The sequence below is a fragment of the Paenibacillus silagei genome, assembly GCF_017874735.1.
GTDB classification, from domain to species: domain Bacteria; phylum Bacillota; class Bacilli; order Paenibacillales; family Paenibacillaceae; genus Paenibacillus_AQ; species Paenibacillus_AQ silagei.
Window position 1 is genome coordinate 77,530 of record NZ_JAGGLV010000025.1, and the last position, 16,056, is coordinate 93,585.

Annotated in this window: 2 protein-coding genes; both read left to right on the forward strand. The window is 56.2% G+C overall.

Annotated features, from left to right (window positions below; translation table 11 throughout):
- Positions 1–40 precede the first annotated feature (40 nt).
- Positions 41–14,122 carry an S-layer homology domain-containing protein gene (locus J2Z70_RS27055; protein WP_209878292.1) on the forward strand — a complete coding sequence of 4,694 codons (14,082 nt, stop codon included), beginning with the start codon at positions 41–43 and terminating at the stop codon, positions 14,120–14,122.
- A gap of 142 nt (positions 14,123–14,264) precedes the next feature.
- The gene (locus J2Z70_RS27060; RefSeq protein WP_209878294.1) at positions 14,265–16,040 is read left to right on the forward strand and encodes a sensor histidine kinase; all 1,776 of its coding nucleotides are present in this window, start codon (positions 14,265–14,267) and stop codon (positions 16,038–16,040) included.
- Positions 16,041–16,056 lie beyond the last annotated feature (16 nt).

Genomic DNA, 16,056 nt, shown 5'->3' on the forward strand with positions numbered 1-16,056 from the left:
TGTCGAAAAACAAGGGTGCTGTGATGAAGGGGGAATTGGCGTGAAGAACCACCGGGCAAAACAGAGAATAAGGCTCTTGCTCCATTGGCTGTTGATTGTCAGTCTAATTGCGGGGCTGTGGAGTCCCGGACTTTGGCAGACAGGCCAGGCAGAGGCTGCGGCTGTGAACGGGACAGCCTCTGCTGCGAGCGATATTAACGGTCATTGGGCGAAGCCGCAACTAAGCGATTGGATAGGAGGGGGGTATATCAAAGGCTTCCAGGATGGAAGCTTCCGGCCTGATCAGACTATCTCACGTATAGAGTTTGTGGCGTTAGTGAACCGCTTGTTTGCTTACCAGGGAACGGGAAAGATCAGTTTCAAGGATGTTCCCTCTGCGGCCTGGTTCGTCTCACAGGTGCAGGCAGCGGTCCAGGCCGGATATGTGACGGGATTTCCTGACGGGACCTTCCAGCCGGACAAGCCGTTGGCACGGGTGGAGGCGGCCGTAATGCTCGCCAAGCTTACGCCTGTGCTGATGAAGGACGGCGAAGATCCGCTGAAGGTATTCAAGGATGCCGGCAGTATTCCGGGCTATGGCCGTGATGCGCTGGGTGCTGTGCTAAGTGCCGGTTACATGAAGGGGTTCCCGGATGGAACGATTGCAGCTTCACGGCAGCTTACACGGGCCGAAGCCGTTGTGCTGCTGGATCGTCTGAAGCAGCAGTCCGGCAGCCATGCAGAGGGAGGGATCATTGCTCCAGCGAAGACTCTGGAGACGGGCGGCACTTATGGTCCTGCTACAGGCTCGTTCACCGTTGCCGGTGATCTTACCCTTAATTCGCCGGGCATAACGCTGCGCAACGTTCAGATTCAAGGAAATCTGCTCATCGGCTCCAAGGTTGGAGACGGAGAGATCTACCTTGAACAGGTGACGGTACAGGGCAGCACAGATATTCAAGGCGGCGGTGCCCATAGTGTACATATCAATCATTCGCAGCTCGGTGTTGTAACCGTGGATCGGGCGGACGGTCTGGTACGGGTTGTGGTCGGCGGGACAACGATCATCAGGCAGTTGAATGTCCAGTCCGATGCTAAGCTTGAGTCAGAGCAGAGCGGGACAGCTTCCGGCGGTATTGATGGGGTTGTTATTTCAGGAGCGGGTGAAGTCACCCTGAGCGGAGACTTCAGCTCGGTGGAGATTAAGAGCAACGTCAAGGTTGTGGTCACCTCGGGGACCATAGGCCGCTTAAGCGTTGCCGGGGGAGTCAGCGCTTCGTCCATTACGCTGAACGAAGGCGTGAAGGTAAGTGATCTGGAGCTGCATGGTACAGCAAGTGTATCAGGCGCGGGAGAAATCGTGAAGGCACTGGTAGATGCTCCAAAAGTAGTGTTTGAACGTTCCCCCGGCAGCGTGGAAACTACGACACGCGGAGAGTATACGGTTACTGCTCCGGCTGCAAGCACGGCTCCTGCCGGAGCAGGTGGAGCGGGTGGAACTGGCGGAGGAAGTGGTGGTGGCGGTGGCGGCGGTGGCGGAAGCAACCCGACGCACCCGCCATCTCCAACATCTACTCCGTCCCCAACACCTCAGCCAACCCTGCCGCCTGCAGAGCAGCCGCTTGAGGTGGCAGTTACTGCTGCGCTCGGTACTCCGAGCGGCTTCATGCTCAGCTTCAGCAAGCCTGTTGCGAACCTGACAGCAGCAGAGCTCTCGCTGAAGGATGCAGCGGGACAGGCCATAGAGATATCCTTCATTGGCTCACTGAACGGGGGAAGCTCTTACCGGGTTGCCGCAGTCTTAAAAGAGGGGGAGACCTACTCCATTACACTCTCTAAGGTAGGTTATGCCTTCGGCGCCCCGGTAACCTTAGTTATTCCGGTGACTACACCGGAGGATATTCGGGTGGCCACGGCGGTGCAGAATATCAGCGTAGCGGGCTTGGAGGTCCAGTTCGATCAGCCGGTAGCCGATTTGCCGCTGTCTGGCTTCACCCTGAAGCGCAGCGGGACGGGCGAAGCTGTCGCTATTCAAGAGGCTGCTGCCCATAACGGCGGAAGCTCTTACCAGCTGACAGCTGCCTTGCAGGAAGGGGCTACCTACTTGTTAAGCGTGACGAAGGCGGGCTACCACTTCGGCGGGGTTGTGTCCGTATTCGTTCCGGTCACGGACCCGGTAGTGATCCCGGTATCTGCTGAGGTCTACGGCATCACGGAGACGGGCTTCGAGGTATCCTTGAATCCACCGGTTGCGGGATTAACCCCAGCTCATTTCGCTTTGACAGCGGGGGATGGCAGCAGCATTCCGGTGGACGGAGCGGCCTCCGCAGAGGATGGCGGTGTATACACGATTACTGCAGGACTTGTCCCGGGCAGCACCTACACGCTTAGTATGGAACGGAGCGGCTATAGCTTCGGGACAGCGCTTGAAGTGACTGTACCAGCCGTAGGCAAGGTGAAGGTTGAACCTTCGATTGGCACCGTGCGTACTTACGGCTTTGTCCTGTCTATGGATAAGACAGTGCCGGAGATAGATTCTCTGAGCCTGGTGCTGGAGAACGCGGCGGGCGGGCAGGTCAGTATCGATATGCTCAGTACAGTGGTTCCCGGCCAGCAATATGAGGTGTGGGCCAGCCTGGACCCGAAGGATTCGTATACCCTTTCGCTTGATATGGACGGGTATGAGTTCACGGAACCGGCGGCTCTGGCGGTCCGGGCAGAGGAAGTTCCCTCTTCGGCAGGCTGGGTGACGCATAGCGGATTTGAGCTGCAGTTTGCGCAAGGTACGCCAGACTTCTCGGCAGGCGATATGACTCTGCAGGCTCCGGGCGGCGGGGCCGTAGCCGTGGATGAAGTCCAGCTTGGTCTGGACAGAAAATCTGCAGTGATAGCTGCGGATTTGCCCGCAGCAGGAAGTTATGCTTACCATGTCAATCTCTATGACGGACGGTTCATACAAGGGACCGTTGTTGTTCCTGAGACCGTGGAAATCAGTAAGTATACGACCTTCGACGGGTATCCCGGTGCTTATAGCGGCCTTACGGTTCACTTCGGGCGGGCGGTACCGGGGTTGACAGTCTCAGCCTTTGAGCTTAAGAATAGCAACGGCGGGGCGGTTGTATTGGACTCGGCGGGCTCCAGTGACGGAGGCCGTACCTACAAGCTGCTCACCACGCAGATTAATGCCGGAGGCCCATTTGTACTTGGCATTACGGCTCCGGGCTACAGCTTCGGGAAGCCGGCTCTGCTGGTGAACGCGACTCTGAATGTGTGGGGCGCGGGGCGGAAGCCGACCCAATTCATGGCAGGACTGAATCCGCGCGTGCCGGATTTGACCGCTGAACATTTCAGGGCCACGGATCTGGCAGGCCATGAGGTTGCGATTACAGGTGTCACTTGGGATAATCAGCAGCGGATCTATATAGTGGCTTTTGACGGAGAGGGCGGTCAGAGTTATTACGTATCGGTTCAGGCGGACGGGTATGACTTCGGCGCGCCGAAGAAAATTTATGTGTATGCCCAGAACACGGCAGTAGATCCGACATACGGCGGCTTCACGCTTGTGATGTCACCTGCGATGAAGATCAATATGCAATACGGCTTTAAGTTAACCCGGGCCTTTGAAGGCACGGAGGTTCCTATCCAGAAGGTCGTCATGAATGACCCGGAAGGCGGAAGCTATCAGTTCTCAGCCGCCTTGACCCCGGGCTACTATAGTCTCGCGCTGGATGCAGATGTGGACCCGAATGTGGTCTCCTTTGCGGTTCCGCTAATTGCTACAGTCTCTGTCGATGAGATTGAGAACAGTGGGCTGCTTGCGAAGCTCGATTATGCCGTGGATGGGCTGGATGCAGGGAATTTCGTAATGTTGAACAACGATACAGGAGATCCCGTAGTGATATCCTCAGCAACAACGGCGGACCAGGGCGCAAGCTACCGGCTGTCGGCCCACCTGGCGGGAGGCAGCTATACTCTGAAGCTGACCGGGCATCTACCGGAAGCAGGGGTGAATTTCAAGGTTGCAGCGACCACAGACGCAGGGACAACCAGTGTATCGAAGATCACGAGTGCGGGCTTCGAGCTTTCTTTTGCCAACCCGGTGCCGGGCCTGCTGCCTGGTGACCTTACGATCACGGATGCGCAGAATAACAAGCTGAACGGAGTTACGTTAACCACGAGTGATAATGGCGGGACCTATCATGTGCGGGTAACGCTTGCGGAGAATGCGGACTACACGATTGTGCTGAAGAAAGGGTATATCCTCTTCGACTCGCCGGTCACGTTCCATGTGAATAAGTGGATTGCCGCCAGCATAGCGGATGTAACGAAGGACGGGCAGTTCACCTTGAAGTTCGCTCCCGCGTTCCCGGAGATTGAGAATTATCTGGGGCTGTCGTTAACGGATGAAGCCGGCACGCTCTATTATCCGAATCTGTTTGAGTCGGCAGACGGCGGGGCGAGCTACCAGCTTCGAGTGCCGGGCAATCAGTTGAAGCCGGGTATGGCCTACATGGTCAAGCTGGACAAGGATGAATTCTCAATGAATCCAGTCTCCTTCCGGCTGCCGCCAACGCTGACAGTTATGGAGGCGACAACAGCAGGTGTGAAGGTGCAGCTGGATGCGCCGGTTCCGGGGCTGGCCCAGCGGCATTTTGTAATCCGAAATGCCGCTGGTGACAGCATTGCACTGACTTCAGCGGCAACAGCGGATGCAGGCGCTCACTACACCCTTGCCGGTACCTTTGCCGGAGGGCAAACGTATACGGTACAGTACAAGCCGGATGTAACTTATCAGGTGAATGAACCCGTAGCTTTTCCAATATCGAAAATCATTACGGCTGCGCTCAGCAATATAACGGTACTGGGGTTCAAGCTTCAATTCAGCTCCAAGGTTGCCGGATTGACCCCGCAGCAAGTGATCCTCCGTGATCCGAGCGGGAATCCAATCCCTGTGAATGAGTATTCACTCAAGACAACGGATCAGGGCCTAAGCTACCAGGTGACGCTGAATGCGGTGGCAGCGGGAAAGGGGTACACTCTGGATCTGGCGCGAGAGGACTTCCGGCTGGCTTCTCCGGTCTCCTTCGATATCTCGGCGTCGGCTGCCCTCCGGCTGGTGGGCACGGTGCTGAACAAGATTGTGGTGTCTGTCTCTCCGAATCTGCCGGATATGACCGAAGAGCATTTCGCGTTGTATGACAGCAAAGGCCGCAAGATTGCGATTACGGTGACTTCTCAAGGTCCGGCAAGCGCAATGTACAATATTGAAGGGAAATTCGACGCCTTCGAGACATATACCCTGCAAGCCAAGTATCCCGGCTATCTGTTCGGGGCTCCGCTTACGGTGGGCTTCCAAGTAGGGGTATATGCAATCATTCACGGCCAGTCGCGGAGCGGCTTCAAGCTTGTTTTGAGCTCGGAGGTGCCCGGTCTAAGCGCTGCGGATATTACCGTCACTGATAAAGAGGGAAATATCGCTGCGGTACAATCCCTCCAGGCTTCCACTGCTCCAGGGAGCTATAACGTGCTTGTTCCGCTGGCCGGAGGCAAGACGTACACGGTGAAGATTGCTGCGAAGGCGCCGTATGTTTTTGACAGCATTGACCCGTTCACCTTGAATGCGGCTTCGGCCACGGTGGATCAGTTGTCTGTGACCGGCTTCAAGCTGAGCCTGTCCTCACCGCTCAGTCTGGACCCCGGAAATGTCAGCCTGACGGATGACCAAGGCCAAACCGTCAACTTAAGATCGGTCATTACCCGGGATGCGGGCCGGTCTTATGAGATTAGTGTCTATCTGAAGGCGGGTGTGCAGTACAAGCTGGGCCTGCATGTGGCGGGATACGACCTGGGTACGGAGCTGCCGTTGTCCATCCAGGCTGTAGCGGCTGCGTTCGAGGGGATGGAGACCGGGAACAATCAGGCGTTCACTGTACGCTTCGATCAGGCGATGCCAAGCCTGCTGCCGGGTGATTTGAACATCAAGCAAGGAGACAACGCTACAGTCTACCATCCTATGAAAATATCGACAGCGGACGGGGGATTCACTTATAAGGTAGAAGCGAGCTTCTGGGGAACAGAGCGTTACTCGCTGCGTATTGTCAAGCACGGGTATGACTTCGGTACCCCGATCTTCATTGACGTTCCGGCTATGATAAGCGCAGCTGTGCTGCGGGCAGGAGCGGACTACGTGGAGATCGGACTGAATCCCGGTGTCTTTGGAATGAGTGCCGCTGATTTCACGGTGAAGGATAGCACAGGGCAAGTGTTGCCTGTGTCCTCTGCGGTGACGGACGACCATGGCTTGACTTACCGCCTGAAGGCAGCATTTGCCGGAGGCCAGACCTATACGATTGCGCTGCAACAGACGGGTCATGACTTCGGGGAAGTCTTGTCGGCTACGCTGCCTAGTGTGATTGCAAGTGAGGTTGGTCCTGTTAACGGGCAAGGGGTGAGTGTTCTCCTGAACCCGGCTGTTGGCGGGCTTAAGGCTGGCAGCTTCAAGCTGGTTAATGCTTCCGGGCAGTCCACTCCGGTTACAGCCGTTAAGGAGCTGAACGGGGGGGCCGGTTATGTATTGTCTGCTAATCTTGCAGATGGAGCGGTCTATACGCTGACTGTGGCCGGGACAGGCTATGACTTTGGGGCAGCTCTTACGGTGAAGGTGCCGGTACAAGTTGCACTCAGCTATGACAAAATTCAGAATGACGGGCTGACGGTGAAGCTGGACCCGGCTATTCCGGGACTTAGCGCAGCCAGCTTCATCTTGAAGGATGCGGAGGGCAATCAGAGTGTTGTGTCTACGGCAACCACGGCAGACGGAGGCGCAACGTATGACGTACGGGCGGCGCTGCAAGACAGGGCCACCTACAGTCTGAATATAGCGGCAGCCGGTTATGATTTCGGCGCGGTGCTGCCGTTCACGGTACTGCAGCCTGTCGCCAAGTCCATCGAGGCGCTGTCCAAGAACGGGTTCACCCTGCGGCTGCAAGCCGCAGTCCCTAATTTGAAAGTCAGCCACATGATATTGAAGGACAGTAACGGAGAAGCCGTAGCGCTAGATTCCCTGGTGACGGCGGACGGCGGGCTGACGTATCAAGCGGCAGCGAAGCTGACGGAAGGGGCGGCGTACCGGCTGGCGCTGACAGCTCAGGGGTATGATTTTGGACCGTCGGTTCATCTGGATGTCCTTCCGATGTTGCAATTGACAGCGAGTAACATTACCGCCGCCGGGTTCAGTCTGAATCTGAGCAAGGCTGTGCCTAATCTGAGTCTGTCCTCCGTTCGCCTGAGCGGACCGGGCGGGCAGAATATTACCCTCACCGCAAGCTCATTCTATGATGCTAATCCGGGTACAGCCGATGCGGGCAAAATCTATCTGGTGCGTGTGCCTATAGCCGCCGGTCAAACGTATATGCTGATGGTGCAAGATCCGTCCCACCCGGTAGAAGGGCCGCTCGAAGTGGTGCTGCCAGTTGAGGTTACGAGCCAGGTCACCCGTGCGGATGCCGGCGGAATAAGTGTGCTGCTGGGCCGCAAGGGAATTGATGTGCAGCCTGAGGATGTGGAGCTTCTTACGGCGGCAGGCGATAGGATCAAGGTGACGGGGATCGCTGCGGGAACTGACGCAGGTACCTACATCATTCAAACCCAGCTTGCCGAAGGCAGTACGTATTCGCTGACTCTGAAGAAGGCGGGGTATGATTTTGGGGCAGCAGTTAAGGTGTATGTGGCTTACCATGTTACCTCAAGTCTCACCGGTGTGAATGAGAATGGCTTCATTATAAGCTTCAGTACACCGGTTCAAGGTGTACAGTTCAGCTTGCAGGATGCCGGCAACAACCCGGTAACACTGGGTCCGGTATCCACTGCAGACTTCGGACAGACGTACAAGGTGGCAGCGAACCTGGCTTACAATAAGGAATTCAAGCTGCGGCTGGATGCAGCGGGGTATGATCTCGGTGCAGAGCTGACGGTGAATAATGTAAGCACGCCGCCGCTCCTGATGGATGCGACCTCTTCGGAGAATGGGACCCAGGTTATCCTTACGTTTGACAAGCAGCTGGCCAGCGTGATTTCAAGCGGGTCCTTCTCCGTCAAGATCGATGGTCAATGGCAAAGCTCCGTGACTGCGGCACTCGGGGCAGATCCGGCGCAGATCCTCTTGAGCTGGAACAGCAGCGGCCGGGTAATTGGTTCAGCCTCCACGGTATCGGTGGCTTACACAGGGGTGAACCGGGTGAAAGCGGTCAATCAGACGTTCCTGGCTGTCTTTGACGAATTGCCGGTGGCTAATGTGGCGACCCTGCTCGGGTTCGTCTCCAGCTATGCCTATAAGAACGATGCAGCCTACCCGGCTCAAATACTTCACAAGCAATACGGCAAGACGGCGCTGGAGACGGCGGAGCTTCTGCGGGACGGCGGCTTCAAGGCAGCGAATCTCTACCGTGCGGTGCTGATCGAGTATGGGATGATCCGCTCAGAACTGACGCCGATCCTGTATGCAATGAACGCGGATGCGTCAGCGCTCTATGATGCTTACAATTCGCTTAAGCCGGCTACGGCTGCGTATGATGGATTGATTACAGGAGAGCTTCTCTCGGCAGGGTATTCGGCCAGTGAGATCGGTCCGGTCCTTCAGAGATTCGATCTGTCCAGCAAAGGCATCCTGGGATATCTGAAGCGCTACAATGTATCCGTTACAGAAGCGGCGAAGGTCCTAAAGGGTAACTGGAATGAAACAAGCGGCAATACCGTACAGTTACTCCGGTTGACAGGTTATGACAGCCTCGGGATTGCCGGAGCTGTCCAGAGTGCATATGGTCTGAGCCATGCACAGGCCGTGTCCGCCATGGCCGAAGGCAAGCAACCGGCAACGGAATCGGCAGCGGTCATCAAGGAGCTGTACTCGGGCGATGCCGTTACCAGTGCGACATGGCTGTCCCAAGCGGGATATTCGGCGGCGGATGTGAGCAAGGCGATTGCAGAGCAATACAGCTTTGCTGGCGCGGCAGAAATGCTGCGGGCCTTCATGGGCGCCGGCTTCCCGGCGGCGTATACGTATTCTCTGCTGCGCCGGGAATATTCGCAGCAGGATGCGGCGACAGAGCTGCTGAACGCCAAGGTGTCTGCCCGGGAAGTGGCTGAAGCGGTGAAAGCCGCTGGTGACGGAGCCTCTGTGATCATTAGCGCCTTAATGGCCAAGCACTATGAGGTGCAGGAAATTGCCATCATCGTGAATGATTTATGGGTGTCGGCAGGTGTCACGTTAAGCGAGGTACTCGCTCAATTCTCCGCCAGCGGGTATCAGGCTTCAGCACAGGCCGCGCTGTTGCGTGAACAGTTCGGTGCAGAACTCCCGGCAGCGATTGCGGCTCTCTCTCCAGGGCTTACCCAATCCCAGCGGGAGCATATCCTGAAATATCTTCTGGACGGGGGATATGATCCGGTTCAGCTGGCGGACTATTATCTGAAGCAGGGCAGCCATCCTTATGAACTGTTCAGACAGTTCAGGCTGGCGGGCAAAACGCCGGTACAATCGCTGCAGACTATGTATGATGCTTACAGACAAGCGGGAACAGCGCTCACGCTGAGCGGTGCAATGGATCTGTTCTACCATGATTACAACAACCGTTATGAAGCAGCCGATGTTCTGACGGCGCTGCGTACCGTGTTCTCTCAGGATGCAGATGAGGAGGCGGATGCTACCGCGATAGCGGCAGCCATGAGTAATTCCAGGCTGTGGGATAAGGTTGAGATTGCAGGGCCGCTTATCCGGCAGATGGGCCTCACGATGCAGGATTGGGTGGAGCTGGAGCGCACCGAGGCCTTTTCCCGATTTGGCTGCGCCTGTGATGTGCGGACGGTGGTGAAGGATACCCAGTATTTATTCGCTGGTGCGACGCTGCCGGATATCACTGTTGCCATGAGCTTATCCAGCCGGTATACCTTGAATATGATCGTGGAAGGAACGATTAATCTCTACCCTACAGGGGGTGTCAGAGCGAAAGGAATGCCTTACCTGATCTCTGCGCTGAAAAATGCGGGGTATTCCTTCGAAGAGGTCGCTGCTGAATTCGACAGTCAGGGGTGGAGTGAATGGGTGGCCGCTTTCAGCACCTACGGAATTGCAGCAAATGATGTGACTGCTTATCTGGTTACAAAAGGTCTTACCATGAGCCAGGTCATTGACCGGCTGGCTCCGTATCCGCTGAAGGACCGGGCGCTGGTGCTGCGTGAAGCCTACGGGCTGGATAGCGCTGCTGCGATGGCACTGCTGCTCCAGCAGACTGACGAGGATCAGGAGGATATCGGCCGGGCGGCGGCCTGGGCCTACGGCAGCGATCCAATCTCGCTGTGGATTCAGACCCTGCGGGCGCAAGGCGCTACGGCGGCATCTGTCATCAATACCCTCGCCGCGCGTTACCCTGCCTACTGGCAGTCGGACAAGGTGGGTCCGGCCCTGATTCAGGGCGGATTCAGCCAGGACGAGGTCATGCGGGGGCTGCTGATCCATGCCGGAGTGCGGGGCAACCTGCAGGCGACGCTTGCGCTGCTGCAGTCGCTCTATAGCCAGCAGCAGATTACCATTGCCCAGCTCCTGAGCGCTGCCAAGCTCGTATCGCCGGAGGACGGGCTGGAATTTCTGCAGAAGGGCGGCTACAAGCTGCCGGATATGGCCCGCGCACTCAAGGATTATTACGGGCTTACGGCCGGAGAAGCCGCCAAGCTGCTTACCGCCGCTTATCCGAATGATCAGAGTCTTATTCTATCCGGGCTTGCTTCCGTATACGGACAGACGCTCGGAAGTACGATAGCAGAAGCACTGCAGGAGCAGGGAATTACTGAAGTAAGCGCAGCTGTTGAATATCTGTGGAATGCGGGATTTGCGCCTAGAGATATTGCCAGCTCAGCCAAAGACGCCTTCCACCAGGACGCAGGTCAGACGGCGCTGCTCTTCGTGCAGAAGAATATTCTGGCTGACAGGAATGTGCTGGTAACGACCCTTGCCGCAGTCTACGGACAATCTGTTGAACAAGTGATTCATGCACTGCTTGTCCGGCAGGGAACCCCCTCCTTCGAGGAAGCCATTGCCTTTGTGTTCCAGGCCCGGTTCAGTCTGGCGAACAGCATCAGGCTGGCCAAGACAGAATACGGATTATCTGCGGGAACAGCCTTGCAGCTGCTCACAGATTCCCGGCTATACCGCCAGGAGGATATCCTTGCGGGAGTGACGGATATCTACCGGACCTCGCAGCGTGAGAGTATCGTGGATTCACTGGCAGCCAGCGGGCTGGTCACCTTGGAATCTGCTGTATCCTTCCTGCGCAACATGAAGTTCGATCTGAACGGGATCGTCCGGGTGGGCAAGGAGCATTACCGTTTAACGGCCGGAGAGACTGCCGCCGCTCTGACCGTCGAGGGATCTTATGGTGATGAGGACATACAGAATTCGGTGTCCTATGTATACGGGCAGAATCTGACGCAGACCCGGCTGGATACGCTGAATGCGCTGGGGATCACCGTGTTCGCCGATGCTGTGCCGGAGCTGAGAAGCGCCGGATTTGCACTCGCCGACCTAGTCCTAGCAGGCAAGACGCACTACAAGCTCAGCGCCGGAGAGACGACTTACAGCCTGCTGCAATCCGGTGGCTATCCGGTGGCTGACATTCTGGCTGCTGTGGCGGAATACTACGGCAAACCGGTGAATGAGAGCGTGGAGGAGCTGCTGAACCGCAGCGGCATTGCCTCCATCCAGGATGCAGCGCCATATCTTCGTTCGCTCGGCTACACGCTGCAGGATGTGATCGAAGTATCCAAGAGCTATTATGGAAATTCGCTACAGGCTACTCGGGATGCTTTGCTGTCGCTCCAATTGGAAGACGCCAGCATTATAGAATGGACGGTGCGGCAGGTCTACGGCACAGCTGTGGAGGAAGGCAATACGGCTGCAACGCCTCAATCTATCCTGCAGGAAGCCGGAATTACAGGAGAGCCAGCGGCCATTGCCTATCTATGGACTGCGGGCTACCCGCTCCAGGATATTGTCAAAATGCTCAAAGAGTATAACGGCCAATCAGCGGCGGCTGCCGCAGCACTGCTGATTGCAGACGGATCGTTCAGTGCTTCAGCAGTTCTGAGCAGCATCAGCGCCATTTATGGGACCACGTATGATGCCGCCACAATGGAGTTTTTCAGAGCGCAGGATATTTTCACAGATGCCCCGCAAGCGGCTCAGGTCTTAAGCACAAGCGGCTACCGGATGGCGTATATCGCGGAACTTTTGAAGAAGAGCTATGGCAAGACAGAGGCGGAGGCGAAGGTCCTCCTGAACGGACTGGGCATTTACACAGCGGATGCGGTACAGAAGACAGTGGCTGAGGTGTATTTTGCAGTGGGCACATCCTCTGGAACTCTTCAGCAATTGCTTGATCTGTATGGAATCACGGGTGCAGAAGCTGCTGTAAGCCTGCTCTATAAGCAAGGTACAGCGATACAGGATATCCTCCAGTATTTGAAGGATGCTTATAACTTGGGTGCCGATGAAGCAACCGCCCTGCTGGCCGTGCATGTCAAGGGACCAGAGCTTGGGTTGGCCGTCACTACGGTGTATTACAGCAGCACGAATATCGGCTACCTCGCGAAGCTGATTCCGGCAACCTCTATGGGCAGCCCGGGAACGGTGGCGAACTATATGAAGGCGAAATTCAGTGATACCGATATCGTGCTAGCGCTGAAGGTGATGTTCAATCTGGACGCTCTGGGAGTGCTGGATGCAATCACTAATGCGGTGATGCCTGCAGAGCGTGTCCGGGCAGCGGTGACCGAAGTATTCGGAGCTGATCCGCTCTATGCTTATCTGAAGCGTATGAAGAGCCGTGCCGCGAGTGCCAATGATGTGGCCGCCGAGCTGTATCTGCGGGGTCTGCTTGAGCTGGCACCGTCCAGCTACCTGGTGGATACGCTGCGGAGCCTGGGGTACGACAACGCCAGCATTCTGAAGATGCGCTACAATTACTTCAACGAGGCGCGCAAGAATGCAGGCACGGAAGAGGAGCAGGGAACACAGCTAGTGCAGCTCGGTGTGAATACGCCAGCCGCTATCGTTCAATATTTGCGGAAGTGGAGTCTGGCCCCTTACAAGGTGCTTAAGATCGTAAGAGCAGGATTGCCGAATGCGCCAATCGCGGAGATTGCCCTTGCCATGCGTGAACAGGGCTACGATGGTGAAGCTATCATGGGAGGCCTTGATATCATTGGAGAAGGCGGGGACAGCATTGCTGCGATTCTCAGGAAGCTTGGGCTTCCGGTGGTACGGGCACTGGTCTTCCTGGGCAAAAGCTGGTCCGTGGACGAGCAACTGCAATGGCTGATCCGCAATGGCTATACGCCAAGCGAATACATTGCTTACCGGAATGTGCAGACCGATAATACCATTGCGATTCTGCGGCAGCAGCTCGGCTTGTCCGCAATTGATGTTGCCAAGCTGCTGAACAAGTATAAGGGCAGTATGAGCCACTACTCCTTAGCCAAAGCGCTGTATGACGGAGGATTTACACAGGTCAGTGAGGTTGCGGGTGCTCTGATCTCGATCAATTATCAGCCGGTCTGGCTGCTGGGATTGCTGGTGGGAATTGGCGGCTGGACAATGGATGACATCGCCCAGGGAATGCTGGATTCCGGTCTGATCTCACTCGTGGATCTGGGCACTGCGATTCAGATGGCCACGGGCGGCGTGCTCAAGGAGACCTACCGAATTCTCAAAAAGGTATCCACCGCCAAACAGCGGGAATTCTATGACAGTCTCGATTCCCTGGAACGCAAATTGCTGGACAACAATGAAATCGCCATGATTGTTGTCGTATCCGCCATGCGCAACGGAAGGATTAGTATCTCCGATGCCACCAATCAGCTGAAGGTGACGGAAGGGATTGAACCGGAGGATGCACTGAAGGTGCTGATTGTATCCGGAGCCAACGTGCTGGATTCGGCAGGAGCCGTATGGGATGTCTACCGCGATTATATCGGGGCGAAGATTGTCCTGAAGATGTTCGAAAAGGCGGCAGGCCAGTATATTAGTGACTTCAAAAATTACTACACGCTGGTCATGACGTTATCCAAGATTATCTACAAAGTATCCAAGTAAGAAATGAGGCTGCAGCAAAGGCCGGTCCGTATAAGGACTGGCCTTTGCCGGTAACCTGTTATGGAAAATCATGGCGTGGACACCCCGACCCGGAAGGTGCTATCCTAACTTAATAGAATTTGTTATTAAGGGAGACGCAGCCGTGGAAAGTAGGCACTGGATGTCGATTATGCTTTTTATTGCAGCAGCACTGATGCTGTTTGTGTCGTTCCTGTCGTACCAGAAAAGGCATCTGCCTGTTGCCAGAACGATGATTCTGATTATGCTGACAGCAGCCTTCTACGCCTTCGGCTATGGTCTTGAGCTGCTTAGCGGGAACTTAAGCCAGGTGAAGCTGGCGCTGCACATTCAATATCTGGGTATTCCTTTTGTCTCCACCTTATGGCTGGTACAAGCGATTCAATTCACCGGAGCCGCTGCGCGCTTCCGCAAGCGACTGATCGCCCTGCTGTTCCTGATCCCCGCCGTCATCTTCATCCTGCAGCTCACCAATGACTGGCATCATCTAATCTACCGGGATTTTCTGCTGAATACGGACCCTTCGGTCTCCTTGTATTACACCGTCAAGGGGCTGTGGTATAACATCCATGCTGCGTATAATTATCTGGTGCTGCTTGGCGGGATTGCGCTGTTCATATCCATGTTTGTGCGGGCGCTGCCGATTGTACGCAAACAGATTGCTGTTCTGCTTCTGGGTGCGGTTGCGCCTATGCTGCTCAATCTGTTCCTGTGGACCGGAACCCGGATTGATCTCACACCGTTCGGATTTGCAGTGTCGGGCATCGCCTACGCCTGGGGTATCCTCAGATTCAACCTGCTCCGCCTGACTCCGCTGGCGATGGCGCAGGTGTTCGAGACGATCCGGGACGGTGTCCTTCTGTTCGATTATGAGAACCAGATCGTCAGCTACAACCGTGCCGCAGAGAAGATGTTTCCCGAGCTTGGGAGCAGGCGGCGCTACCCGGCGGATATGACGGAGGTGCTTGCCGGCAGCGGGGAGCTGCTTGAACGTCTCAGGGGCTTAAGCGATGAGGACGAGCGGTTTGCCTACGAGCGGCTCCAGGCTGGCAGGCGTCTGTACTATAATTGCAGTCTGTCCTTCATTCATGATACAGGCAACACCCCTATCGGTAAAATCCTCTTGTTCAGCGACATTACGGAGCTGAAGGAGAGCGAGGTCCGGCTGCGCGAGAATGCCCGGCAGCTATCCGAGCTGAATGCCTTCAAGGACAAGCTGTTCACCATTGTGGCCCATGATATCCGCGATCCGGTAGCATTGCTGGTCAGCCTGACAGAGCTGCTGGGCGACGAGCTGACGGCTGCGGATGCTGAGCACGCGGAGGTGGTGCGGGAGATCAAAGGGCAGGTCCGTAATACATTCCAGCTCGTTGATAATCTGCTGGACTGGTACCGCAGCCAGAAGGGAAAGGTCTCCTTCCATCCGCAGGCCTGGAGTGTACAGCAGGTGGTCCGGCAGGCCCTGATGCTGGCGGGTACCAAGGCCGGGATGAAACAGATCCGCCTGACGGAGCGTATCGGCAGCGAACTGACCGTCCGGGCGGATAAAGAGATGCTGGATCTGATCCTGCGTAATCTGCTCTCTAACGCAATCAAATTCACGGGAATAGGCGGCTCTATTGAGGTTGATGCCGTGCTTGAAGAGGAGAAGGTTATCTTGTCTGTGCGCGATGACGGGATTGGTATTGATGAAGCGACCGCAGACATGCTGCGCCTGGAGGAGCCGATTCTGAAGGCGCCGCTGGGGGAGGAGGCAGGAGATGCCCGCTTCGGCCTGGCGCTCGCGCGTGAATTCGTGCGCATCCATGGCGGGAGCCTGTGGTTTGAGAGCAAGCCGGGAAGTGGAACGATCTTCTACTTCACGTTGCCGGGATCGGCAGGAGGAGAACGGATGGAGTAACGGGCAGCGGGAGGGA